Source organism: Neoroseomonas eburnea (assembly GCF_018129005.1).
GTDB classification, from domain to species: domain Bacteria; phylum Pseudomonadota; class Alphaproteobacteria; order Acetobacterales; family Acetobacteraceae; genus Neoroseomonas; species Neoroseomonas eburnea.
In genome coordinates, this window is record NZ_JAAEDL010000031.1 from 32861 (window position 1) to 56796 (window position 23936).

The 23936-nt window shown below is 72.2% G+C and carries 21 protein-coding genes and 2 pseudogenes; 7 read left to right on the forward strand and 16 right to left on the reverse strand.

Annotated features, from left to right (window positions below; translation table 11 throughout):
• Nucleotides 1-6: 6 nt before the first annotated feature.
• From GXW74_RS23085 to GXW74_RS23100, 4 genes and pseudogenes are all read right to left on the reverse strand, one after another.
• Entirely contained in the window at nt 7-1686 is a 1680-nt protein-coding gene (locus GXW74_RS23085) for a cation:proton antiporter (RefSeq protein WP_338148309.1), read from the reverse strand.
• Nucleotides 1687-1718: 32 nt separating this feature from the next.
• The gene (locus GXW74_RS23090; protein WP_338148310.1) at nt 1719-2219 is read right to left on the reverse strand and encodes a universal stress protein; all 501 of its coding nucleotides are present in this window, start codon (nt 2217-2219) and stop codon (nt 1719-1721) included.
• A pseudogene (locus GXW74_RS23095) lies at nt 2199-2768 on the reverse strand (universal stress protein); the annotation flags it as partial. The gene GXW74_RS23090 and the pseudogene GXW74_RS23095, both read right to left, overlap by 21 nt.
• Before the next feature lie 12 nt (nt 2769-2780).
• Nucleotides 2781-3410 carry an exopolysaccharide biosynthesis protein gene (locus tag GXW74_RS23100; RefSeq protein WP_211848956.1) on the reverse strand — a complete coding sequence of 210 codons (630 nt, stop codon included), beginning with the start codon at nt 3408-3410 and terminating at the stop codon, nt 2781-2783.
• A gap of 92 nt (nt 3411-3502) precedes the next feature.
• Between GXW74_RS23100 and GXW74_RS23105 the strand changes: the two genes are divergently transcribed.
• Entirely contained in the window at nt 3503-4162 is a 660-nt protein-coding gene (locus GXW74_RS23105; RefSeq protein WP_211848957.1) for a DUF2459 domain-containing protein, read from the forward strand.
• A gap of 77 nt (nt 4163-4239) precedes the next feature.
• On the opposite strand, the pseudogene GXW74_RS23110 reads toward GXW74_RS23105, so the two are convergent.
• The 4 genes and pseudogenes from GXW74_RS23110 to GXW74_RS23125 form a co-directional block, all read right to left on the reverse strand.
• Nucleotides 4240-5271: pseudogene (locus GXW74_RS23110) on the reverse strand (NAD(P)-dependent alcohol dehydrogenase); the annotation flags it as partial.
• A gap of 30 nt (nt 5272-5301) precedes the next feature.
• A complete protein-coding gene (locus GXW74_RS23115; protein ID WP_211848958.1) occupies nt 5302-5994 on the reverse strand; it encodes a CBS domain-containing protein in 693 nt (230 codons plus the stop codon).
• A gap of 47 nt (nt 5995-6041) precedes the next feature.
• Nucleotides 6042-6341, reverse strand: a complete 300-nt coding sequence (locus GXW74_RS23120) for a helix-turn-helix domain-containing protein (RefSeq protein ID WP_211848959.1) — start codon at nt 6339-6341, stop codon at nt 6042-6044.
• 118 nt (nt 6342-6459) lie between these two features.
• A complete protein-coding gene (locus GXW74_RS23125; RefSeq protein ID WP_211848960.1) occupies nt 6460-9138 on the reverse strand; it encodes an AMP-binding protein in 2679 nt (892 codons plus the stop codon).
• Between the two features lie 424 nt (nt 9139-9562).
• Here GXW74_RS23125 and GXW74_RS28685 point away from each other — a divergent pair, with 424 nt between their 5' ends.
• The 5 genes from GXW74_RS28685 to GXW74_RS23150 all read left to right on the forward strand — a co-directional run bounded on the left by GXW74_RS28685 (nt 9563) and on the right by GXW74_RS23150 (nt 16284).
• Entirely contained in the window at nt 9563-10387 is an 825-nt protein-coding gene (locus tag GXW74_RS28685) for a universal stress protein (RefSeq protein ID WP_211848961.1), read from the forward strand.
• Nucleotides 10388-10477: 90 nt separating this feature from the next.
• Nucleotides 10478-13225, forward strand: a complete 2748-nt coding sequence (locus tag GXW74_RS23135) for a cation-transporting P-type ATPase (protein WP_211848962.1) — start codon at nt 10478-10480, stop codon at nt 13223-13225.
• Between the two features lie 40 nt (nt 13226-13265).
• Complete coding sequence (locus GXW74_RS23140; RefSeq protein WP_211848963.1) at nt 13266-13760, forward strand: phosphate-starvation-inducible PsiE family protein; 495 nt, start codon at nt 13266-13268, stop codon at nt 13758-13760.
• Nucleotides 13757-14845: a patatin-like phospholipase family protein gene (locus tag GXW74_RS23145; protein WP_211848964.1), complete on the forward strand. Its 1089-nt coding sequence runs from the start codon at nt 13757-13759 to the stop codon at nt 14843-14845. Before GXW74_RS23140 ends, GXW74_RS23145 begins: the two co-directional genes overlap by 4 nt.
• On the forward strand, nt 14842-16284 hold the full coding sequence (locus GXW74_RS23150; RefSeq protein ID WP_211848965.1) for a GntP family permease: 1443 nt from the start codon (nt 14842-14844) through the stop codon (nt 16282-16284). The genes GXW74_RS23145 and GXW74_RS23150 overlap by 4 nt, the downstream gene beginning before the upstream one ends.
• Before the next feature lie 12 nt (nt 16285-16296).
• Here the strand turns inward: GXW74_RS23150 and GXW74_RS23155 are convergent, their stop codons facing one another.
• From GXW74_RS23155 to GXW74_RS23180, 6 genes are all read right to left on the reverse strand, one after another.
• A complete protein-coding gene (locus GXW74_RS23155; protein ID WP_211848966.1) occupies nt 16297-17298 on the reverse strand; it encodes a calcium/sodium antiporter in 1002 nt (333 codons plus the stop codon).
• 212 nt (nt 17299-17510) lie between these two features.
• Nucleotides 17511-17984 (reverse strand): monovalent cation/H(+) antiporter subunit G, encoded by a 474-nt coding sequence (gene mnhG, locus GXW74_RS23160; protein WP_211848967.1) that lies wholly within the window; start codon nt 17982-17984, stop codon nt 17511-17513.
• A complete protein-coding gene (locus tag GXW74_RS23165; RefSeq protein WP_211848968.1) occupies nt 17977-18285 on the reverse strand; it encodes a monovalent cation/H+ antiporter complex subunit F in 309 nt (102 codons plus the stop codon). Before GXW74_RS23165 ends, mnhG begins: the two co-directional genes overlap by 8 nt.
• 36 nt (nt 18286-18321) lie before the next feature.
• Nucleotides 18322-18729: an MnhB domain-containing protein gene (locus tag GXW74_RS23170; RefSeq protein ID WP_246523935.1), complete on the reverse strand. Its 408-nt coding sequence runs from the start codon at nt 18727-18729 to the stop codon at nt 18322-18324.
• Nucleotides 18729-20807 (reverse strand): hydrogen gas-evolving membrane-bound hydrogenase subunit E, encoded by a 2079-nt coding sequence (mbhE, locus tag GXW74_RS23175; RefSeq protein WP_211848969.1) that lies wholly within the window; start codon nt 20805-20807, stop codon nt 18729-18731. The genes GXW74_RS23170 and mbhE overlap by 1 nt, the downstream gene beginning before the upstream one ends.
• A complete protein-coding gene (locus GXW74_RS23180) occupies nt 20741-20971 on the reverse strand; it encodes a hypothetical protein (protein WP_211848970.1) in 231 nt (76 codons plus the stop codon). Before GXW74_RS23180 ends, mbhE begins: the two co-directional genes overlap by 67 nt.
• A gap of 316 nt (nt 20972-21287) precedes the next feature.
• Between GXW74_RS23180 and GXW74_RS23185 the strand changes: the two genes are divergently transcribed.
• Nucleotides 21288-22136 (forward strand): SulP family inorganic anion transporter, encoded by an 849-nt coding sequence (locus GXW74_RS23185; protein WP_338148311.1) that lies wholly within the window; start codon nt 21288-21290, stop codon nt 22134-22136.
• A 495-nt stretch (nt 22137-22631) separates the two neighbouring features.
• On the opposite strand, the gene GXW74_RS28170 is transcribed toward GXW74_RS23185, so the two are convergent.
• Both GXW74_RS28170 and GXW74_RS23195 read right to left on the reverse strand, forming a co-directional pair.
• Nucleotides 22632-23423 (reverse strand): DUF3489 domain-containing protein, encoded by a 792-nt coding sequence (locus GXW74_RS28170; RefSeq protein ID WP_246523938.1) that lies wholly within the window; start codon nt 23421-23423, stop codon nt 22632-22634.
• A gap of 97 nt (nt 23424-23520) precedes the next feature.
• Nucleotides 23521-23757, reverse strand: a complete 237-nt coding sequence (locus GXW74_RS23195) for a hypothetical protein (protein WP_211848972.1) — start codon at nt 23755-23757, stop codon at nt 23521-23523.
• Nucleotides 23758-23936: the final 179 nt, after the last annotated feature.

Genomic DNA, 23936 nt, shown 5'->3' on the forward strand with positions numbered 1-23936 from the left:
ACCCGCTCAGCCCTCGGGCTTCACCGCGACGAGCTCGGCGGCGCGCTCGGCGGCGTCGTGGAAGGGCAGCAGCACCAGGTCCGCGCCGCGCCCCAGCAGCTCGTTGCGTTCGGACCGCCCATGGGCGGTGACCGCGATCCTGCCGCCGAACCGCTCTCCGCGCAGCGCAGCGATCAGCGCCAGGCGATGGTCCTCGTGGGTCAGCCCGCCAGCATGGCTCGGGATGGCGGAGATCGCCCAGCGCGCACGCCCGAGCGGCAGCGTGGCGACGAGTTTGGGATCCGTCGCGTCGCCATAGACCGCCTCGAAGCCGCGGCGGCGCCAGGCGCGCACCGCCTCGGGGTCGAAATCAACCCCCAGAACCGCCAGGCCGCGCGCGCGCAGGCGCTCGGCGATCGCCCGGCCGAAACGGCCGAGCCCGAAGATCACCACATCGGGCGCGGCCGCCGCCTCGGCCGCCATGCCGCCCGTCTCGGCCGCCTCGCGCCAGGGGTGATCGCGCTCGAAGTTCCGCAGCGGCCGGTCGAACCAGGCGGCGAGCCGATGCGAATGCGTGATCATGTAGGTCGACAGCGCGATGGTGATCAGGCCGATCAGCGTCACCAGGCCGAGTGCCGGTTCCGCCACATGCCCCAGCGCGACGCCCATCGCCATCAGGATCAGCGAGAATTCGCTGATCTGCGCCACCGTCAGCCCGGCAAGGAAGCCGGTTCTCCGCCGGTAGCCCATCGCCCCCATGATGGCGACCACGATCAGCGGATTGCCCACCAGCACGAACACCGAGAGCACCGCCGCAGCGCCCAGCTGCTCGCCCATCGCGCCAAGGTCGAGCCGCGCGCCGAGCGCGATGAAGAAGAACAGCAGCAGGAAGTCGCGCAACGCCGACAGCCGCGCGGCGATCGCCTCGCGGAACTGGGTGGAGGCCAGCGCGACGCCGGCGAGCAGGCCGCCGATCTCCTTGCCGATCCCGAGGGCGTCGCCGACCGCCGCCAGCAGCGCCGCCCAGCCGATGGCGAAGCCGGCCAGCAGCTCGGGCGCGTGGGCCAGCCGGGCGGTCAGCGGCTCGGCGGCGAAGCGGATCACCAGGCCGACCAGCAGCAGCATCGCCGCCCCGCCCGCCGCGACGCGCAGCAGCCCGCCCAGCGCCGACACCTCGCCCACGCCCGCCGCCATCGCCGAGACCACCACCATGGCGAGCACCACGACGATGTCCTGCACGATCAGGAAGCCGAGCGCGATGCGCCCGTGCAGGCTGTCTATCTCGCGCTTGTCCGACAGCAGCTTGACGATGATGATGGTGCTCGAGAAGGTCAGCGCCACCGCGACATAGATGCTGGTCACGGTGTCGAGCCCGAGCAGCAGGCACAGGCCGAAGCCGATCACCGCGGTGAAGGTCACCTGGCCGAGCCCGGTGGCGAGCGCCACGGCGCCGAGGCTGCGGATCAGGCCGATATCGAGCTTGAGGCCGACCAGGAACAGCAGCACGGCGATGCCGAGCTCGGCCAGCAACTGGATGTGCTCGTCCGAGCGCGCCACGCCGAGCACCCCGGGTCCGGCGATGATGCCAGCGCCGATCAGCCCGACGATCAGCGGCTGGCGCAGGAACAGCGCGATCAGCCCGGCCGCGGCGCCGAGCGCCAGCAGGGCGGCGACCTCGTAGAACACCGAGGCCGCGATCAGTTCCACCAAGACTCAGGCCCCCATGCCGGATCGGGTTCTCATCGCGGCGCATCGGGCGGCACGGCGAGCGCGTCGCAGCGCACCGCCGCCAGCACCTCGGCAGCCACGCTGCCCAGGACCGCGCGGCGCAGCAAGCCGGCGCCGGCGGTGCCGATGACCAGAAGGTCGGGGCGCGCCTGCTCCACCGCCTGTTTGACGACCGTTGCCGCCCGCCCCGCCACGACGCGCTGCTCGGGCCGGTAGGGCAGGTCGAGCGCCGCGACGAAACCCGCCAGCGCGGCGGCGGCCTCGCGTGCCGAATCGGCCTCGCGCGCCGCCACCGCGGCCGCCGGTGCGTCGGCCAGTGCCAGCGCCCCAAGGCCGGGCGGCTCGAAGGCGTGCAGCAGCGTCAGCCGCGCCTGGTCGAGCAACCCGAGCCGTGCTGCGGCGCGCAGCGCCCGCGCCGCATGCTCGGAAAGGTCGGTGGCGGCGATCGCTTGGCGGTAGGGACCCGCCGGCGCCCGATTGACCATCAGCACCGGGCGGCAGCCATGGCGCATGACCCGCTCGACGGTGGTGCCGGCGAAGATGTCGCGCAGCGGCCGGCGCCTGTGCTCGCCGAGCACGATGAGCTCGGCCTCCCACGTCTCGGCGACGCCCAGGATCGCCTAGAAGGGATCGCCTTCCTCGATCAGCGGGAGAATGGGATGCGCCGACGCCTGTCGGAGCGCCGCCACCTGCTCGAGGAGGATCGGCGATGCCTCGCGACGCTCGGCCTCGACGACGTGGCGCGGCTGGTCATCGTCCACCGCGTGCAGCACGAGCAACTCGGCGCCCGCCGCAGCGGCGACGAGCGCGGCGCGGCGCAGCGCGCGGTCCGCGCGCGATGAGAGATCGGTGCCGGCGACGATCCGCCGGATCGCCGGCCCGCGCCGGACGAGGCCCTCTGCATCCGACATCCGCCTAGCCCTCCCGTTGCCGCGACGCTGTTCTGCCAGGCGCCGGTGCGGCCGCCGCATTGCCGGCTGCTGCGCCCGCGCGGCGGCGGCGGCGTGCCGTCCGCCGGGCATGCCGGCGACACCTTCGCGCAATGCCGCCTGCTCCGCCATCGGCGTCCCCGGTCACCACCAGCCGAGCGCCACGACCGCGAGATGCAGCGCATAGAGCGCTCCCGCACTGATGGCGACCACCCATGCCAGCGCCAGCAGGCCAAGGCAGAGGCCGACGAGCACCGCCGCGCCGTCGCGCGCCAGCAGGCCGAGACCGAGCAGGATCAGCGCGATGCCCGGGGGCGGATTGCCGAACGGCACCGGCAGGATGAGAGAGAAGCCGAGCAGGACGATACTCAGCCCAAGCAGCGGCCGCGCGGCCGCGCCGGTGAGCCAGCGCAGCCGTCCCGGCCGCAGCCATCGTTCGATCTGCTCCACCCGCGGCAGCGCGCGCCGGAACACGGCGGCGAGGACGGCGCGGGGCAGGCCGATGCGCAGCAGCGCGCCCGGCAGCCTGAGCCGCCTCGCACCCAGGCCGAACTCCACGCCGATCATCATCAGGAGCAGGCCCGTCACCGGGCCGGTGGGCAGGAACGGCACCGGCAGCACCGAGGGCAGCGCCAGCAGCACCACCGCCAGCGGCACGCCCGCCGGGCCCAGGCCGTGGAGCACCATGCCGATGGTCGTCGCCTGCCCGGTCCCGATCCGGTCCGCGACACGCCGCAGCGCCGTTGACGCGGGGCGATCGGGTGTCGCGCTCATCGGCACAACGAGCGGCGAGCCGCGCCGGGCCCGCGCGGTGCGTGGCGGCGGGACGTTGGCGAACGCCGTGCGGCTCCCGATCTGGGGAGGGCATGCCGCTGCGACGCGCCCTTCCCGCCCTGCTCGTCGGCGCCTGTGCCGCGCGGCTCACGCCGTCGGCGGGGCCGCCGCTGCAGCCAGGCCCTGCGCTGATCGTCATCGCCGAATCCTGGCACACGGAGATCTGCCTGCCGGCTCACGCGCTGGCCTCCACGGCGCTCGCGCCGGTCCGGGCCGGCGCCCCGTCGGCGGCGGCCTTCAGCTTCGGCTTCGCGCTGGAGAGCTGGATGCGCGCCGACCGGCCCGGCCTGACCGAGGCGTTCGAGGCGCTGACCGGCGGCGTCGCGGTGGTCTCGATCCGGGCGCTTCATGACGCCGTGCCGCCCGGGGCGGAGGAGGCGATCGCGCTCCGGCTCCCGGCGGGCGGCATCGGCGCCATTGCCGCCTTCGTCGCCGGCCAGATGCGCGTGCCGGTGCCGCCTTCCCTGCCGCCCGGCGCCGGGTTGCGGCTGGTGCCCTCGGTCATCGCCTACTCACTGCACTTCACGTGCAATACATGGGTGACGCGCGCCCTGGCGGAAGCCGGGCTGCCGGTCCCGTTCGCAGGGATCGTCCTGCGCGGCCAAGCCATGGCCGCGGTACGGGCGGAGGCCGTGCGCCAGGCCGGCGCGCCGGGACGGGCGGAGCCGGGCGCGCCGGAGCGGCAGCCCTGACAAGGCCCGACGGGCCCCGTGCCGCATTCAGGCGTGATCGCCACCTTCATCACGCCGTCCCGCTGGTGGCTGAACAGGTCATAGGCCTCGACGATCCGATCGAGCGGGAAGCGGTGCGTGACCAGCGGCTTGAGGTCGAGCCGCCCGTTCGCGATCACATCCATCAGCCGCCGCATCCGTTCCTTGCCGCCGGGGCAAAGCGTGGTGACGATGGTGTGGTCGCCGAGCCCGGCGGCGAAGGCATCGCGCGGGATCGTCAGGTCGGTCGAATAGACGCCGAGCGAGGACAGCGTGCCGCCCGGCCGCAGCACGCGCAACGCGCCCTCGAAGGTGGATTGCGCGCCGAGCGCCTCGATCGCCACGTCTACGCCGCGGCCGTCCGTCAGGCGCATGATCTCCTGGACCGGGTCGGTCTTCGAGAAATCCACCACATGGTCGGCGCCGAGGCGGCGCGCGATGGCGAGCCGCTCCGGCACGCGGTCCACGGCGATGATGGTGGTGGCCCCCATCAGCTTCGCGCCGGCGGTGGCGCACAGCCCGATCGGCGCCTGGGCGAAGACCGCGACCGCGTCGCCGATCTGCACCTTGCCGCTCTCGGCCCCCGAGAAGCCGGTGGACATGATGTCGGGGCACATCAGCACCTGCTCGTCGGTCAGCTCGTCGGGCACCGGGGCGAGGTTCGCCATGGCGTCCGGCACCAGCACGTATTCGGCCTGGCAGCCGTCAATGGTGTTGCCGAAGCGCCAGCCGCCCATCGGCCGCCAGCCGTGCTTCGTGCCGGCGCCGTCCTGGCTGCACCTGCCGCACAGGCAGGCATTGGACCAGCCGGAGGGGGTGATGGCGCCGGCGATGGCGCGCTGGCCCTCGCGATAGCCCCTCACGCCGGAACCCAGGCGCTCGATCACGCCGACCGGCTCGTGGCCGATCGTCAGGCCCTCGGCGACCGGATACTCCCCTTTCATGATGTGCACGTCGGTGCCGCAGATCGTGGTGGTGGTGATGCGCAGCAGCGCGTCGAGCGGCCCGATCTCGGGGACGGGCTTCTCACGCAGTTCGATCCGGCCGGGTTCGACGAAGACTGCGGCCTTCATGGTCTTGGGCATCGGCATTGTCCTTCGGGAGGTGGCCGCCGCTGGCGCTCAGCGCGCCCCGAGCAGGAACGGCGGCGGCGCGGTGAAATCGGTTTCCACGCGCTTGACGCCGGGCAATCCCTCGGCCAGCACCCGCAGAGCACGGCGGATATCTTCCGAGCCGCAGAAGCCGTGCAGGCGTACGACGCCGTCCGCGACATCGACGAACATCAGCTGCCGGTCGAACCAGGGCTGCTGGCGCAGCGCGGCGGACAGGGCGCGCCGGATCTCGGCGTCCGACCGGGCGACGGCCGTTCCATCCTCCCCGAAGATGAGGGCGCGCAGCAGGTCGGCGCGCGAGACGACGCCCACCAGGACGCCGTCGCGCAGCACCGGCACGCGGCGGATCCCGCGCGATTCCATCACGTGCGCGATCTGTTCCGCCGTCGCGTCCTCCGTGACGCTGGCGACGTCCATGGTCATGACGTCCTTCACCGTACGGCCACGGACCCGGGCGAAGCGCGCGGCGTCCTCTTCCGAGGCGCGGAACAGGCTGGCGAACCACCCGGATTTCGGCGCCGCCGCATCGGCGAGGCGGCGGATCAGGTCGCCCTCGGTGATCACGCCGACCAGCAATCCGTCCTCCCGCACCACCGGCGCGCCCGAAACGCCGCGCTCGGCCATCGCGCGCGCGGCGGGCTCCAGGCCCATGTCCGGCAGGAACGTCAGCAACCCGGTCGACATCAGATCACGCGCGAGCATTTCGATTCTCCATTCTGCGACCCCCGCCTTCTGGCGGTCGGCATGCGTCAGTGGTTGCGCCGGGCGTCCTGGGGCCCGGACGCGTCGGCCGGCAGTTCCGGCGCCGCCTCGCCCTGGGACCCAGGCATCACGGCCGTTCCGTCGGGGGCATCGACCGGGAATGCGGCCACGCGTCGGGTTTCATGCGTGGCGAGAAAAGCCTCGAGGTCGCGAGGGATGATCCGCCACTCGCGTCCCAGAGCGATAGCCCTCAGTTCCCGCAGCTTGATCCAGTGACGGACGGTGGCCTCCGACACCTGGACCAACTCGGCGACCTCCCTCACGGTCAGGAACCGCCGCGTCAGCATCACGCCCCTCCCGTGTCGACACTTGTCAGGCCCGGCAGAGTTGCCACGAGCGCCGCCGGCCGGCATTGACCTGCATCAACCCTACCTGGGCTGGATCGAGCGCATCCGAGCGCCCGCGTCATCCGGCATCCTGCGCGCGGATCGCCGCCGCGATCCGCGTCCGGAGCGCATTCACGATCCGCCGCGCCTCGGCCTCGCCCACGCCTTCCGCGGCCAACTCGGTGGGCGTGCAAGGGGCGAGGAACTCCACCGAGAGGCGGCGGAACCGCGGCAGCCGGCGTGATCGCGGCCACGCCTCGACGGTCCCGCGCAGCACCACCGGCACCACCGGGATGTGGTTGCGGTGCGCGAGGAGCACGCCGATGCCGGCCTTGAACGGCTGCAATTGCCCGTCGGCGGACCGGATGCCCTCGGGGAACCAAGCGAGCCCATGGCCGCGCTGCAGCGCCGCACTACCGAAGGCGATGCTAGCCGCGGTCGCGCGCCCGTCGTCCACCGGAAGGATGCCGGCGATGCGGGCGAAGGCGCGGCGTAGCGGTCCGGCGACGATGAGCCGACTCCAGCCCGCCCAGTACATCCGCTCGAGCCGCGCCGCGTCCAGCGCGGCGGCGATCGCGAAGGGGTCAAGATAGCTCGCATGGTTGGGCACGAGCACGAAGGGGCCGTTGGCGGGAAGCGCCTCGACGCCGCGCACGCTAAGCCCGAACAGCCGGCGGAACACCAAGCGGTTCGCCGCCGCGAGCACGCGGCCGGCGATCCGCTGGCCGGTGCCGCGCGGTTCCAGCCAGCGGAGCCCGTCCTCGCCCAGCACGCGCTCCGGCTCCTCGAGCGGCAGCCGCGCATCGGCCCCGGCATCGCCGCCCTCGGCCACCCGCACCAGCAGGTCGCGTACGGTGCGGATCTCGCCGATCGTCGCGTCGGACAACGTGACGCCAGCCTGGTCGGCGATGTCGAGGGACAGGTCGAGCCAGCCAATCGAGTCGATCCCGAGATCGAGCTGGAGGTCGCTGTCGGGCCCGATGCGGCGATCGGCGAACCTCTCGCCGAGCATCCGGAGCACCGTCTGCGCCGTGTCGTGTTCGAGCAGCGCCCGGTCGTCGGCCGAAAGAGTCTCGATCGGCACGAGGCCGCTCGCGCGGCCGCGTTCCTCGCGCCCCGCCTCCCCGGCGCGCGCATAGGCCTGCACGATGAGCTGGCGGCGCGGCTTGCCCAGCCGGGTGCGCGGGATGGGCTCGGCGGTCAGGCGGTACTCGGCGATGCGCTGGTAGGATGGCAGGGCGCGCGCGACCTCGCGCACGACCTCGCGGATCGCCGCCTCGCCCCCGTCCTCGGCCCGCGCGGCGCGCGCCGGCACGATCAGCCCGGCGAGGCGGCCGTCGTGCTGGAGGACCGCGATCTCCTCGATCGCCGGATGCGCCTGGTAGGCCTCCTCGATCTCCTCGGGCTGCAGGTTCTTGCCGCCTTCGGTGACGATCACCGTCGAGCGCCGACCGGTGAGGCGGAGCCAGCCCGTCTCGTCGATCCGGCCGAGATCGCCGGTGCGGAACCAGCCATCCGCGGTGAAGGCCTCTGCCGTCTTCTGCGGCAGCGCATGATAGCCTGCAAACACGCCCGGACCGCGGGCCAGGACCTCGCCCTCGGCGTTGCCCTCCGCCGCGCCCTCGATCCGCAGCTCGGTCTCCGGGGCCACGCCGCCGACGGTCTCGAAGCGCATCGCGCCCGGCGGGTGGATGGTGAGCATAGGCGAGGTCTCGGTGAGTCCGTAGCCGCTCGCCACCTTCCAGCCGAGCGCCTCCATGGTCCAGGCGGTCTCGGACCTGAGCGCGGCGCCGCCGGAGACGACGACGCGCAGCGATGGGCCGAGCCGGCGGTGCAGCGACGCGAACAGCGTCCGGCCGATCCGCCAGCCGAAGCGGCGGCGGACAAGGCGCGACAGTCCGAGCGCGCCGCGGAACAGCGCCTGAACGACAGGCCCGCGCTGTCGCATCCGCTCGACCACGGCGTTGGTCAGGGCATCGAACAGCCGCGGCACCCCGATCATCACCGTCGGCCTGCCCGCCTGCAGCGCGGCCACCACCTGCGGGCCGGTGAAGCCCGCCGGGAGCACCACGGCGATGCCGCCGGCGAGCGGCGTGAGCACGCCCAGAACCAGCGGATAGACATGGTGCATCGGCAGCGGCAGCAGGACGCGGTCATCGGGCGACACGATGCCCGTGCCGGCGAGCACGCGGAGCTGGTAGATCAGGTTCCCGTGCGTCAGCGGCACGCCCTTGGGCGGCCCGGTTGTTCCCGACGTGTAGAACAGCACCGCGCGATCCTCGGGACCGACGCGCGCGAAGGTGGCGTCCCGGCTTTCCTCTGCCGTTTCGTCCTGGGCCAGCGGCAGCGCGCGCACGCCCTGCTGGTCGAGCGGCCGGCGCAGCCTCAGTGCCGAGGATGGCGCGATCAGCGCGACGCGCGCTCCGCTGTCGCGCAGCACGTGGCGGAAACTGTCGGCGCCGAGCGTCGCGTCCACCGGGACTACGCATGCACCGCAATGCAGGATGGCGAGGCAGGTCAGGATCCAGTCAGCGCCGCCCGGCCCGCAGAGGATGACGGGATCTCCCGGGCCGACACCCGCATGCGCGAGACGGCGCGCCTGGCGCGCCACCTCGGCGGCGAGATCGCTGTAGCTGATCACCCGCGTCCGATTCACCTCGAAGGAGACGATCGCGTCGCGTGACCCGGCCTGCGCGAGGTCATGCACCGCGGTCTGGAGTGTCGGGGGCAACGCGCGCGGTTTGTCGTCGGTTGTCATGCCGTCCCAATACTCCTCGCGGTGTCGCCGCGCAGCGCCACCGCACATTGCCGCGTGCGAAAACGCACGCGGTCGCCGACAAGGGCATCGGCTCCGCAGCCTCCCTCAAGATCAGGAGACGCCGCGTGAGCACCGCGCTCCTCACGTCTGAACGCTCGTCAGACTGCGACGTGTATCCGCAGGCGCGACTGGCCGGCATTGATGTACATCATTGCTCAATCAGCGCCGTTGAGTGCATCTGAGCGCCGCGGGCCGAGCCGGCGCAGCGGGCCCGGGCCGATGGCGTGACCAGGCGCGGAAGGACAAACGGAGAGCGAACGGAACAGCGCTCCGCGGTTCGGCAGCGCGCCATGCTCTTGAAAACCGACCTCGTGCGCGCCTCATGCTCGCGGGGTCCGAATTGAACGTGAAGGAGGCTGGGATCGTGGCTGTCACTACAATCGCGCTGCATGTGGAGCCGGACACGCTGGGCGCGGTGGATGCGTCCATCGCCCTGCCTCTGGCCCTGGCGGAGGCGCATTCGGCGCATGTTGCGGCACTGGTGTTCGCGGCGAGCGTCTATCGCCCCGAGCCGCCGGGCGGAGACGCCGAGATGCCGGAGACCGAGCTGGCAGCGCACGAGGATGGCGTGCTGCTGCACGTCCGGGCGGCGCTCGAGACGCGGGGCCTGCGCTTCGAGGTGCGCGGCCGCAGCAGCTTCGCCTACGGCGTCGGGGAGGTCCTCGCCGATCAGATGCGGGTCAGCGACCTCGGTGTCATGTCCTTCGGGTCGGGCGCCGACATCGGCAAGCGCTTCGTCGCCAACGGCGGCATCTTCTCGTCCGGACGCCCCATGCTACTCGTGCCGCCCAGCCACGCCGCCGCGTCGCCGCCTTCACGCGTCATCGTGGCCTGGGATGCCTCGACCGCTGCGGTGCGCGCGGTGCATGGCGCGCTGCCGCTCATGAAGCGGGCGGATTCGGTAACTGTCGTGAGCGTCACCGACGACAAGGAATTCCGCCCGGGGCAGTCGGCGGTCGAACTGACCCACCTGCTGGCGCGGCACGGCGCGAAGGCCAACTTCCGGCCCGTGCAGCGCGGCAGCGGCGGCGTGACGCGCGCGATCCTGGACGCCGCGCGGGAGGCCCAGGCGGACCTGCTGGTGATGGGCGCCGTCCGGCATGCACCGCTGCACAATCTGGTGTTCGGCAGCGCGACGATGGACCTGCTCGACCAGGGGCCGACGCTGCCTACGCTGCTGGCCGCATAGGCGGACCGGTCATCCGAGCGGTGGGCAGGTCGGGTCCAGCCGCGCACCACTGGACGACACTTGGGACCATGACCATCGAGGAGAGGCGGCATGTCGCTTCCACCAGGCCCGGCACCGCCGCGCGCACAAAACGGAGGCGGCGCCGGCTGGCATAGCCTGGCGACGGAGCAAGCTTTGGGCCGTCTTGGTGCGGCGCCCGCGGGCCTCACGCGCGGTGAGGCCGCCCGGCGCCTCTCCGAGCACGGCCCGAACACGCTGCCGGCGGCCGCGCCGCGCAGCGCGTTCCGGCGCTTCCTCGCTCAGTTCAACCACCTGCTGATCCAGGTCCTGATCGCCGCGGCGGCCATCACCGGGGTGCTCGGCTACTTCAAGGACGCCATCGTCATCCTGAGCGTGGTGCTGGTGAACGCCACCGTCGCCTTCGTCCAGGAAGGCCGCGCAGAGCAGGCGCTCAATGCCATCCGCGACATGCTCAGCCCGCACGCTTCCGTGCTGCGCGACGGCGCACGGATCACCGTGGACGCGGCCGATCTCGTACCCGGCGACGTGGTGCTGCTCGAGCCGGGCGAGCGCGTTCCCGCCGACCTCAGGCTGCTGCGCGCGCGCGGCCTGCGTGTCGAGGAGGCGGCGCTGACGGGCGAATCGGTGCCGGTGGACAAGACGTCCGATCCCGTGGCGGCGGACGCGCCGCTCGCCGACCGGACCTCCATGGCCTTCTCAGGAACGCTGGTCGCCGCGGGGCAGGGCATGGGCGTCGTCGTCGCCACCGGCCCGGCGACCGAGATCGGCCGCATCAGCGGCATGATCGGTGCCGTGCAGACGCTGACGACGCCGCTGCTACGCCAGATGAACCTGTTCGCCAGGCGGCTGACCGGGATCATTCTCGGACTGGCGGTCCTGATCTTCGCCTTCGCTTGGCTCTTCCGCGGTTTCGGCGCCGAGGAAGCCTTCATGGCCGTGGTCGGCATCGCGGTGGCCTCGATCCCCGAGGGGCTGCCGGCGGTGATGACCATCACGCTCGCGATCGGCGTGCGGCGCATGGCGGCGCGCAACGCCATCGTACGGCAATTGCCGGCGGTCGAGACTCTCGGCGCCGTTTCCGTCATCTGCTCCGACAAGACCGGCACGCTGACCCGCAACGAGATGGCGGTCGCGGTCATCGACTCCGATTTCGGCCGTTTCGAGGTCTCGGGCTCGGGCTATGCGCCCGGCGGCAGCGTCGCCCTGGCCGGCGAGACGCCAGGCCCCGCCGCGCTGGCGCTACTGCAGGAACTCGCGCAGGGCGTCGCGCTGTGCAACGACGCCGCGCTGCGCGAGCAGCCGGACGGCGGCTGGACGGTGGCGGGCGACCCGATGGAGGGGGCGATGCTCGCCTTCGCCGCCCGGGCCGGTCTGGCGCCCGAGACGGCGCGGCTGCGCCATCCGCGGCGCGACGAGATCCCCTTCGACAGCCGCCACCGCTACATGGCGACGCTGCACGCCGGCCACGACGCTGCCTTCGTCTGCGTCAAGGGCGCGCCGGAACGGGTCTTGGCCATGTGCGCCGCGGTCCGGCGGGAAGACGGCACCGCACCGCTGGACGCCTCCGCTTGGCGTGCCCGGGCCGAGGCGCTGGCCGCCGACGGGCTGCGTGTCATCGCCGTCGCCACCAGGGCCGACGTGCCGCACGGCACCGACACCCTGGCGCCCGCCGACATCGAGGGCGGGCTCGTGCTGCTGGGGCTGCTCGGGCTGATCGACCCGCCGCGCGAGGAGGCGATCGCCGCGGTGGCGGAATGCCAGGCCGCCGGCATCCGCGTGAAGATGATCACCGGCGATCACGCCGCGACCGCGAGCGCGATCGCGCGCCAGGTCGGGTTGCGCGGCGCGGGGTCGGTGGTCACCGGCGCCGAGCTTGACACGCTCGACGACGCGACGCTGCGCGTGCGCGTGTTGGAGAGCGATGTCTTCGCCCGCACCAGCCCCGAGCACAAGCTGCGCCTGGTCGAGGCGCTGCAGGCCGGGGGCGCCGTCGTCGCCATGACCGGCGACGGGGTGAACGATGCCCCCGCGCTCAAGCGCGCCGATGTCGGCGTGGCGATGGGCCGCAAGGGCACCGAGGCGGCCAAGGAAGCGGCCGAGATGGTGCTGGCCGACGACAACTTCGCCACCATCGCCGCCGCCGTGCGGGCCGGGCGCACGGTCTACGACAACCTCACCAAGACCGTGACCTTCCTGCTGCCGATCAATGGCGGCGAGGCGATGAGCATCGTGCTGGCGATCCTGCTCGGCACGCAATTGCCGATCACGCCGACGCAGATCCTGTGGGTGAACATGGTGAGCTCGGTCGCACTCGCGCTCACCCTCGCCTTCGAGCCGACCGAGCCCGGTACCATGCGCCTGCCGCCGCGCCCGGCCGACCAGCCGCTCCTCACCGGCTTCGTGGTCTGGCGCATCGTCTTCGTCTCGCTGCTGTTCTTCGGCTGCGTCTTCGGCATGTTCAAATACGCCACCGCGCAGGGGCTGTCGGTCGAGACGGCACGGACCATGGCCGTCAACACGCTGGTGGCGGCCGAAGTCGCCTATTTGTTCAGCGTTCGCTACCGGCACGGCGCTTCCTTGACCTGGCGCGGGATGCTCGGCACCCGGGCAGTGCTGCTCGGCGTCGCGGCCGTCATCGTCCTGCAGTTGCTTTTCACCTACGCTGAGCCCATGCAGGTGCTCTTCGCGTCGCGCCCGCTGGACCCGCTCGGGGAAGGATTGCCCGTGCTGGCGGTCGCAGTGTTGATCTTCGCGCTGCTGGAGATGGAGAAATTGGCGATACGTTGCCTGCGCCCCTTAGTCGTGTCCGCTGCCTGATTGCCACCACCTGCCATCGCCCCAATAAGAAGGATCCGACATGGCGCCGGACCAGGAACCCCTCATCGACCGGCTGCAATACGTCATCCGCATGTGTGTCCGCGCCATGGCGGTCATGATGGTGTTCGTGATCATCATGGGAGTAGTGGATGTCGGCTGGGTGATCTGGCAGCGTCTCGCCTCGCCGCCGCGCTTCATCCTGACCATTGCCGACATGCTGGCGACCTTCGGCGCCTTCATGGCCGTGCTGGTTGCCATCGAGATCTTCGTCAACATCACGATCTACCTGCGCGAGGAAGTCATCCACATCAAGATCGTCATCGCCACCGCCCTGATGGCGGTGGCGCGGAAGGTGATCATCCTGGACCAGGAGACGACCCAGCCGATGGAGATGTTCGGACTCGCTCTTCTGGTCGTCGCAACGAGTGTCGGCTACTGGCTGGTCCAGAACACGCCCCCGGTCAGCGTGCGGTTGGCGCGGAAGGACAACGCCGAAACACCGCCAGCCCGCCGCGACGGGGACGCCGGCACTTGACCGCCCGCCCGCCATCCGGCACCGCAATGCCGCCGGTCCGGCTCGAACTCGCGCTGCAGGGCGGCGGTGCGCATGGCGCCTTCACCTGGGGCGCGCTGGAGCGGCTGCTCAACGAGGACGGCATCGAAATCGTGGCCATCAGCGGCGCGAGCGCCGGGGCGGTCAATGCCGTGCTGCTGGCGCACGGGCTGATGGAGGGCGGCCGCCCGGCGGCGCAGCGCACCCTGTGGCAGTTCTGGAAGAGTGTCAGCCGCGCGGCGCAGGCGGCGCGGCTCGCGGCCGGTCCCTTCGGCGCGGCGCTGCCCGAATGGGCGCCCTTCGCGCTGTGGTCGGCCACCCAGGCCGCCTGGCGCGCCTTCGCCGAGACGGCGATCGGCGGGCTCGGCGGCGGCACGGCACTGGGCCAGAATCTCAACCCGCTGCGCCGCCTGCTGGCCGAGGCGGTGGATTTCGAGCGCCTGCGCGCCGCCGACGCGCCGCGGCTGTTCCTCTCGGCGACCGACGTCGCGACCGGCGCCTTGCGTGTCTTCCGCAACGCCGACCTGACGCCCGAGGCTGTGCTGGCCTCGGCCTGCCTGCCGCATCTGTTCCGCGCCGTCGAGATCGACGGCCGCGCCTACTGGGATGGCGGCTACCTGGCCAATCCGCCGCTGGCGCCGCTGATCGCCGAAGCCGACGCGAGCGACCTGCTGATCGTCCAGCTCACCCCGCAGGAACGGCGCGAGGCGCCGCGCGGCGCCGCCGCGACCGCGGAGCGGCTGAACGAGATCGTCTTCAACGCGAGCCTGGTGAACGAACTGCGGGCGATCGCCGCGCTCCAGCGCGCGCTGGCAGAGGGCGGCGGGGCGGGTGCCGGCGCCGAGCCGCTGTTCAACCGGCTCGGCTCGCTGCGGCTGCACCGGATCAGCGCCGACGAAAGCGTCTTCGCGCCCGGCGACAGGGCGCGCCTGCCCGAGTGGTCCTATCTGCAGTGCCTGCACCAGCAGGGCTTCGATGCCGCCGGCGCCTGGCTCGCGCGCCACCGCGCCGATCTCGGCCGGCGCGCCACGCTGGCCGTCCCGCCCGACGCCGGAATGCTGCCGTGAGCGGCATCCTCGGCATCCTCGCCGCGCTGGCGCTGCTGATCCTGCTCGCCTATCGCGGGGTCAGCGTGCTGGTCGCCGCCCCGCTCGCCGCCCTGGCCGCGGTGCTGGCGGCGGGCGCGCCGGCGCTGGCCTCGCTCACCCATGTCATGATGCCCGCGCTCGGCGGCTTCCTCGCGCAGTTCCTCGCGCTGTTCGTGCTCGGCGCCATCTTCGGCAAGCTGATGGAGGAGACCGGCGCGGCGCGCGCCCTGGCCGCGGCGCTGGCGGCGCGGCTCGGCCCGGCCAACGCCATCCCGGCGGTGGTGCTGGCCTGCGCGGCGCTGACCTATGGCGGGGTGTCGCTGTTCGTCGTCGCCTTCGCGGTGCAGCCGCTGGCCGCGGAGCTGTTCGCCCGCGCCCGCCTGCCGCGCGCGCTGATCCCGGCGACCATCGCGCTCGGCGCCTTCACCTTCACCATGACCGCGCTGCCCGGCACGCCGGCGATCCAGAACGCCATCCCGATGCCGTTCTTCGGCACCACCGCCTTCGCCGCCCCCGGGCTCGGGCTGATCGGCGGCGCGGTGATGCTGGGCTTCGGCCTCGCCTGGCTGCTGTGGCGGGCGCGGCGCGGCCGCTTCGCCGCCGATGCGCCGGAGCCACCGCCGCCCGCGCCGGCGCGACTGCGCGAGATGGCGCAGGGCGAAGGCTTCGACATCGCCGAGGCGCAGCGCGACGGCGCCGCCGCGGCCGCCGCGCCGCCGCCGCTGGCGCTCGCCGCCGCGCCGATCCTGCTGGTGGTGGCGCTGAACGGGCTGTTCGCCGGCCTGGTCCTGCCCGCCCTGCTGGCCGGGCAGCCGGCCGATCCGCGCCTGGGCGGGGCGGATCCGGCGAAGCTGATCGGGTATTGGGCGATCCTGCTCGCGCTCGCCGCCACCATCGTGCTGACCGTGCTGGCCAACCGCCGCCGCCTGCCGCGGCTGGGCGAGACCCTCGGCGCAGGCGCCAATGCCGCGGCGATCCCCGCGCTGAACACGGCGGTGCTGGTGGGATTCGGCGCGGTGGTCGCCTCGCTGCCGGCCTTTGCCCTGGTCCGCGACGCGGTGCTCGGCATCGCGCCGGGCAATCCGCTGGTCTCGCTCTCCATCGCGGTGAACATCCTGGCCGGCATCACCGGCTCCGCCTCGGGCGGGATGAGCATCGCGCTCGGCACCATGGGCGAGACCTATCTCGCGCGCGGGCTCGCCGCCGGCATCGCGCCGGAAGTGCTGCACCGGGTGACCGCCATCGCCACCGGCGGGCTCGATGCGCTGCCGCACAGCGGCGCGGTGGTCACGCTGCTGGCGATCTGCCGGCTGACCCACCGCGAAGCCTATGCCGACATCTTCGCCGTCGCCTGCGCCGGGCCGATCCTGGCGCTGGTGGTCGTGCTCGTCCTCGCCGGGCGGTTCGGCGCGTTCTGAGCGCGGCCCACGTCACGCCGCCGGCCAGATCGACCAGACATACAACGCGTAGAGCGCGAGCAGCCCCGCGCCCTCCCGGCGGCCGATCCGCCAACCGGTCCGCGCCACCAGCAGCAGCAGCAAGGACACGCCGAGCATCACCCAGCCATCGTAGGCGACGATCGCCGCGGGTATGGGCGTGGGCGCGATCAGCGCCGTCGCCCCGCCGATGCCGAGGATGTTGTAGATGTTGGAGCCGAGCACGTTGCCCAGCGCCACATCGGCGTGGCGGCGCAGCGCGGCGATCACCGAGGTCACCAGTTCGGGCAGCGAGGTGCCGATCGCGACGATGGTCAGCCCGATCACCGTCTCCGACACGCCGAGGCCGCGCGCCAGGCCGACCGCGCCGTCCACCAACAGGCCGCCGCCGAGCACCACCACCGCGAGCCCGCCGAAGGCGAAGCCGACCGAGATCGCGACCCCCTTCCAGCCCGCCCCCGGCGCCGAGGCGTTGGTCGCATGCAGCCCGCTCGGGTGGACCTCCTCGAAGGCCTGCGCCTTCTCGAAGGCGGCGGCGTGGTCGGGTTCGCCGCGGCGCTCCTCGCGCCAGGCATAGGCGACATAGGCGACCAGCCCGAGCAGGAACAGCGTGCCCACCGCGCGGTCGAGCGTGCCGAACAGGCTGACGCCAGTGAAGGCCAGCGCCACCGCCGCGACGATTGTCCCGTCGCGCCGCAGCGCGCCGCGGCCGACGGCGATCGGCGTGATCAGCGCGGCGAGCCCGAGGATCACCAGGATGTTGGCGATGTTGGAGCCGACGATGTTGCCCACCGCGATCCCCGGCGAGTCCGCCAGGGAGGCCTTGACGCTGGTCACCAGCTCGGGCGTCGAGGTGCCGAAGCCGACCAGGGTGAGGCCGATCAGCAGCGGCGACACGCCCATTCGCTCGGCGATCTGCACGGCGCCGCGCACGAACAGCTCCCCGCCCGCCACCAGCAGGATCAGGCCACCCGCGATCAGAAGAGCGTCGTTCATTGGTCGTCCTCATGTTGGCAGGTCCCGATCGGCGGGCGGCGCACGAATCCGGCCCGTGGAGTCTGGGCAGATCCGACGGGCCCTGTCATGCCTGCCGTATCGTCTCCCTCGGAAGCGTCCGGAAGGCCAAAGGCCCCGCCGCCAGCGAGATGCCCCGTGTCGGCCCGGAACTGCGCGGGCGCGCGGCTGCGATCGTACTACAGCACGGACGGTCAGGGCGCAGCGCCGCGCGCGTCGCCCGGACCGGCGGGCCGCGCCGGGCCGTCCGGCGCACCCGGCATGGACGCGATGGCCGGCGCCGGGATGGCAGCGGCCTGCTGCACCGGGGCGGGAGAGGCGGTTTCGTCATCAATGGCATGGCGCGGCAGCACGCCGGCCAGCGCGTCCTCGGCGCTGCCCGCCCACAGCGGCGCACCGCCGATATAGGCGGCGCGGCCGAGCGCATGCGAGGAAAGCGGCACCGTCACTAGCAGGAACAGCACGATCAGCCCGACGCGCAGCCAGGCATCACCGCTGCCGAAGGCGAGGCCGGCGCCGATCAGGATCAGTCCCGCGCCGACCACCCCCGCCTTGGTGGCGGCGTGCATCCGGAGGAAGGCGTCGGGCAGCCGCGCCACGCCGATCGCCGCGATCAGCGCGATGGCGGCGCCCAGCACCAGCAGCAGGGCGGCGAGCGCGTCAGTCATCGCGCGCCTCCGGCGGGCGGGAGGCGCGCGCGATGAAGGCGGCGACGCCCACCGCGCCGACGAAGCCCACGAGGCCGAGGCCGAGCGCGACATCGAGCAGCGCGAGGTGCCCGCTGGCCAGCGCCGCGAGCGCGGTGGCGCTGACCGCGAGCAGGCCGAGCAGGTCCATCGCCACCGCGCGGTCGGCGATGCCCGGGCCGCGCAGCATCCGCCAGCCGGTGAGCGCGACCGCGACCGCCAGCAGCATGTAGCAGGCGGCGGCCAGCAGCAGGCCGAACAGCAGGGCGAGCAGCGTTTCCATCTCAGAGCCGCCCCGCCCGTGCGAACCGTGCCGCCTTCATGCCGCGTCCTCGCCCAGGAAGGGCAGCACAAAGGCCAGCGCGAAGCCCAGCACCACGAGATAGACGCCGATGTCGAAGGGGATCGCGGTGCCGATCGGCAGGCCCTCCATCCACTGGTGCGTCAGCAGCGGCTCGGCGTGCAGCAGCAGCGCCGGCAGGCCGGAGCCGGCGGCCAGCAGCAGCCCGATGCCGCCCCAGGCCAGCGGGTCGAGCCGCAGCACGCGCCGCGTCGCCGCCGGGCCGCGCGCCAGCGCGTGGAAGACGAAGCCGAGCGCGCCGATCAGCCCGCCGATGAACCCGCCGCCCGGCTCGTTGTGGCCGCGCAGCAGCACGAAGACCGACAGCGCGACGCAGGCCCACAGCACGTAGCGCGCCGAGGCGCGCAGGATCAGGCTGTCCAGCATCAGCCCGGCTTCCCGGCCCGGCGCAGCAGCACCGCGATCTCGCCCAGCGTGTCGAGCGCCCGGAAATCCACGATGATGACATTGACGACGTTGCGCCCCCTCGCCTCCGGCACCGCGGCCTGACCCATCCATTCAGTGATGAAGGGGTCGAAGGGCACCGAAAGCACGGCGAGCAGGATGGCGGTGCCGGCCGCGCCCACGCCGGCGGCGAGCAGCGCGTCACGCCGGCGCTCCGGCGCGCGCCGCGCGTCCGGCGCGTGGAAGGGCAGCCGCGCCAGAATCGCGACCAGCAGCACGATGGCCAGGATCTCGACGGTGAACTGGGTGAAGGCGAGGTCGGCCGCGCCCAGCGTCAGGAACAGGATGCCGACGCCGAAACCGACGAGTGCTGCCGCCATCACCTGGCCGAACAGCGCACGCAGCCGGCAGGCGGCCAGCGCGCCGGCGAGGATGACAGCCGCGAGCGCGAGTTGTGCCGGCCCGGCCCACGGACCGGGCAGCGGCAGCGCGAGCCCCCCGCGAGCCATCAGAACCAGCGCCGCGCCGGCGAAGACCAATGCGAGGCTCGCCGCCAGGTAGCCGCGCAGGCTGCCGCCTTGCACCCGGCGCGTAAGCGCCACCGCGACGGCCGAGACGGCGCGCATCGCGCGACCATAGCCGGCGTCCGGACCGTAGGTGTCGAGCCAGGTCTGGCCGGCCAGCGTGGGCTGCAGGCGCCGCCAGCCCAGGAACATCAGCAGGCCGAGGCCGAGCGCGGCGAAGGACATGGTCATCACCACCGTGCCGCCCTGCTTCTCGCCGAGCGCGATCCCCGTCGGCCGGCCGAGGATGGCGCCGGCCGCAGGCTCGATGATGGCGGCGGAGATGAGGTGCGGCGCCATGCCGAACACGAGCCCAAGCGTCGCCAGAACGATCGGCGCGACGAGCAGCGCAGGCGGCGGATCCTTCGCCACGTCGCGGGTTTCCATTGGCTTGCCCATGAAGGGCCGCGCCGCGACGACGCCCGCAACCACCACCATCGCCGCGTTCACCACCAGCGCGACCGCAGGCAGCAGTCCCGGCACGCCGAGTTGAACGGTGAACAGCAGATCCTTCGCGAAGGCGCCGATGAAGCCCGGCGCGCCCGCCATGGAGAGCCCCGCCAGCAGCGCCGCGGCTGCGGTGATGGGCATGCGCCGAGCCAGACCGCGCAGTTGCATGGCATCGCGCGTGCCGGCCTTCTTGTCCACGATGCCGGCAATCAGAAAAAGGCTCGCCTTGTAAAGCGCATGGACCAGCAGGAAGACGACCGCGGCGGTCGCGGCGAGCGGGTCCTCGATGCCGATCAACGCGACCAGCGTGCCGAGCGCCACCACCGTGGACCAGGCGAGCTTGCGCTTGAGGTCGCGCTCGCGCAGCGCCAGCACCGCGCCGGCCAGCATGGTTGCGGTGCCGAATCCGGTGAGCAGGCCCTGCCACAGCGCCATCTCCTGGAAGGCGGGATTCAGCCGCGCCAGCAGATAGACCCCGAGCTTCACCATGGTGGCCGAATGAAGATAGGCCGAGACCGGCGTCGGCGCCGCCATGGCGTTGGGCAGCCAGAAATGCAGCGGCCACTGCGCGCTCTTGGCGAAGCAACCGATTGCGATCAGCACCACGATCCAGGGCGCCGCCGGATGCGCGGCGAGGGTGCTGCCCTGCGCCAGGATGGCGGAAATGCGGAAGGTGCCGGCGGCATCCCCCAGCACCAGGATCCCTGCGAGCATGGCGAGGCCGCCGGCCACCGTCACCATCAGCCCCTGCTGCGCGGCACGGCGCGCCTCGGCGCGATGGGCGTCGAAGCCGATCAGCAGGAAGGAGGCGAGGCTGGTGAGTTCCCAGAAGGCGAACAGCAGCAGCAGGTCGTCGGCCAGAACCGCGCCCAGCATCGCCGCCATGAACAGCGTGAGCACCGCGAGTAAGCGGTGCAGCAGCGGGTGCCCTTCAAGATAGGCGGCAGCGTAGAGGAACACGCCGGCACCGATGCCGGCGATCAGCAGCGCGAAAAGGCGCGACAGGCCGTCGAGGCGGAAAGCTCTACGCCGAGCGTCGGGATCCAAGGCAGGCTGAACATGGCCCCGTCGGGGGTCGTGAGGACCAGCAGGAACAGCGCCGCCGGGAGCGCGGCGAGCCAGGGCGCCATGACGGGGGCACGGCGCAGCCCCCAGCCAACCAGCGGGACGCAGGCCAGGGCAAGGAGCGGAATGGCGGGCAGCGCGAGCATGCCGCCTGATTGCAGGCTTCGCACCGGCAGGTAAAGGACGCACCGCAGTACGAAGGCATGCGGACGCCGTTCTTGCTTTCCAGCGGCGCTAGCGCCGGGACGTGGGGATGTGTGCGGGTTCCGACAACTTCGCCCCGTGACGACGGCCCCCGTGCTGGACCCAGTCCTCGCGGTCGTCTTCCGCACGACGGATGACCGGCGCGAACGCGTCCCAAGGTTGAGAACCATCTGGGTCCACCTCAGCCAGATGCCACGCAAGCACAGGTCGGGCGAGGCTGTCTCCGCTTAGCGCTTCTCCCGTTGCTGCGGTTGGACGCTGCGGTTGAGCGTGCTGACCAAGTTGATCAGCGACAGCATCCTGGTCGGCTTCAAGGCCGGCGCGGGCATTACCATCGCCATGACCCAGTTGCCGGCGCTGTCGCAATCCGCCGTGGCGGAGAAGGCGGGATCGCGCACGCCGCTCACGCTGATCCTTGCTTCCGTGGCGCTCGGCCTTTGCCTGCTGTTCCTGACCGGGCTGTTCGCGAACCTGCCGAAGGCGGTGCTGGCGGCGGTCGTGCTGACGGCCGTGGCCGGCCTGATCGACATTCCGGCGCTGATCCGCCTGTGGCGCGTCAGCCGGCCCGATTTCGCGGCCGCTGCGGTCGCGCTGGCGGGCGTACTGCTGTTCGGGATCCTGCAGGGCATCCTGCTCGCGGCACTGGTGTCCGTGCTGATCATGCTGGTGCGGACGAGCCGGCCGCATGTGGCGTTCCTCGGCCGCGTGCCGGGCACGACGCGGTACAGCGACATGGCGCGCCACCCGGAGAACGAGCCGATCCCGGGGGTCATCGCCTTCCGCCCGGAAGGATCGCTGCTCTACGTCAATGCGGAGGCTGTGCTCGATGCCGTCATCGCGCGGTTCGGCGCCGCGGGCCCCGCCACGCAGCGCCTTGTGGTCTGCGACCTCTCCGCCGCGCCCTATCTCGACCTCGCGGCCACGGCGATGCTGCGGAAGCTGCATGCCGAGGTGGAGCGCCGAGGCGCACGCCTGGCCGTGATAGGGGCGCACGGCGCCGTGCGCGACCTTCTGCGACGGGAGGGCTTTGCGGACCTGGTCGGTGACATAGGCCGGGCTTCGACGCTTGAGGCCGTTCTCGACAACACGCCAGCCATGAGGCCGTGAGCCGCGGCACGATCGGATCGCTCCGTGGGCTTCATCCGGTCTGTGGGCTTGTGCGTTGGCTGCGGCGAAGTCGCGTGAACGCCGTTGGGGTACGGCCGCTATCCATAGCGTGAGGCGCCAATATCAGCTCGGCTGATGTTGGGTGCAGGCGAGATAAATTGAACGGCGGCGGATCATCGGCCCGAGCCGCCGCGTTCAGTTGAAGGCACCTGTCCCGGACCAGCCGCGCGTCTCGCAAGCGCCGTTCGGCCGCATCGGCCGGCCGGGCTCGATGAATCCGAAGGCTCTTTTTTAGGCGGGAATAATCCCTGCGTGCCCCCTCCCGCGGATGGCTCCCCCAAGGTGCCAGAGATTCGAGCCCCCCTCCCCATTGCTGGCGTCAGCCGCAGGGACCGCCGATCTGCGCGCGGGCGAACGAGGAGGGTGGAGCCGTGGTCCCGCAGCATCAGGGCTCGCGTTGCCTCAGCAGCGAGCCCTGATCCAATCGCGTGCAGGTCAGCCCGCTACCTTGTAGATCGTGTAGCTCCCGCGTGCGCCATCCTTATTTGGGCCGACCTCGCGGATGCGCTCCAGCACCTGCACCTCGATCCCCTGCCGCTTCTTCAGGCCAGCGAAGAATCCGCGGACCGTGTGCTGCTGCCAGCCCGTCGCCCCGCAGATCTGCGCGATTGTGGCCCCCTCCTCGCGACGGAGCATCGCCAGCACCGCCTCCTGCTTCGTCCCCTCGCGCGGCTTGCGCGACGCGCCGGGCTCCCCCACCTGGCGGGGCGCCTTCCTGGCGAGCAGGGTGCGCAGGGCTTCCATCGGCGCATCCAGGGCGGCGATGATGTCCGTCTCGCGGTTGGCCTCGTTGTCCCAGGCGGCCAGCACCGCCGCGGCGGCGTCGCGCAGGCTGGTGCGCGACGCCGGTGTCGGCGCGGCGTGGACGGGTTCCGCCTCCTCCGCAGGGGCGTCTCCCTCCGCGGCGTCCTCCCCGCCCGTGGGCGCCGTGCCGGCGACCGGCGCGGCGGCCTGCGCGTCGTCCTCGTTCGGGTCGATGCCGATGGCGCGCAGCCCCTCATCGGTGATGCGCGCCACGATCCGGGTGCCCTCGTCATCCTGGCGCCAGCCGAGCCCGACATGCTCCCGCGGGGCGTTGATCTCGGTCAGCAGGTTGTTCTTGATCAGGCTGCGGAACACCGCGTTGCGGGCCGCGGCCGGCAGGGTCTTGGGCGCGCGGGCGAGGCCCATCTCGTGCTGTGCGGCGGCGCTGAGAATCACGCGCTGAGTATCGGAAAGCTTGGTCATCGTGGTGGTCTCCGGTTCCGGGTGCCGGTCATCGGCCCCTACTGCCGGGAGCCCCGTCGGGCAGAACCCGGTCGGGGCGGTGCTGGGACAGCCCGCTTCAGGTTTCGTATTCGCCGCGGCGGAAATGCTGGTCCGCGATGTCCTTCAGCTTCGCAGTGGCGTCGGAAAGCCAGGCCGCCTCGCCCCAGAGCACCGACTCCGGATCCGCGCTGAAATGGTCTGCGCTGGCCTGCTGGAGTTCCGCGAGAAGGGCATCGAATTCGGCCTTCTTCGCCAGGAAGGCGGCCAGGCTGCGTTCCTGATTGCGGGCGGCGCGGGCGGTGCGGTCGGTCATCGTGGTCTCCGTCTGTTGCTACAGGGCATCCCCTGTGTGTGACGGACCATTCGCGCTGTGGCGCGCGCGAGCCAAGCAAGATGCAGCAGCGCGGAATTGTTGGGGTGGATGGCCCCCTACCGGCATCTTGGTGCCAAGCTGGCGGCTGTCAGCAGTCAGCGAACGGGAGCCATCCGCCA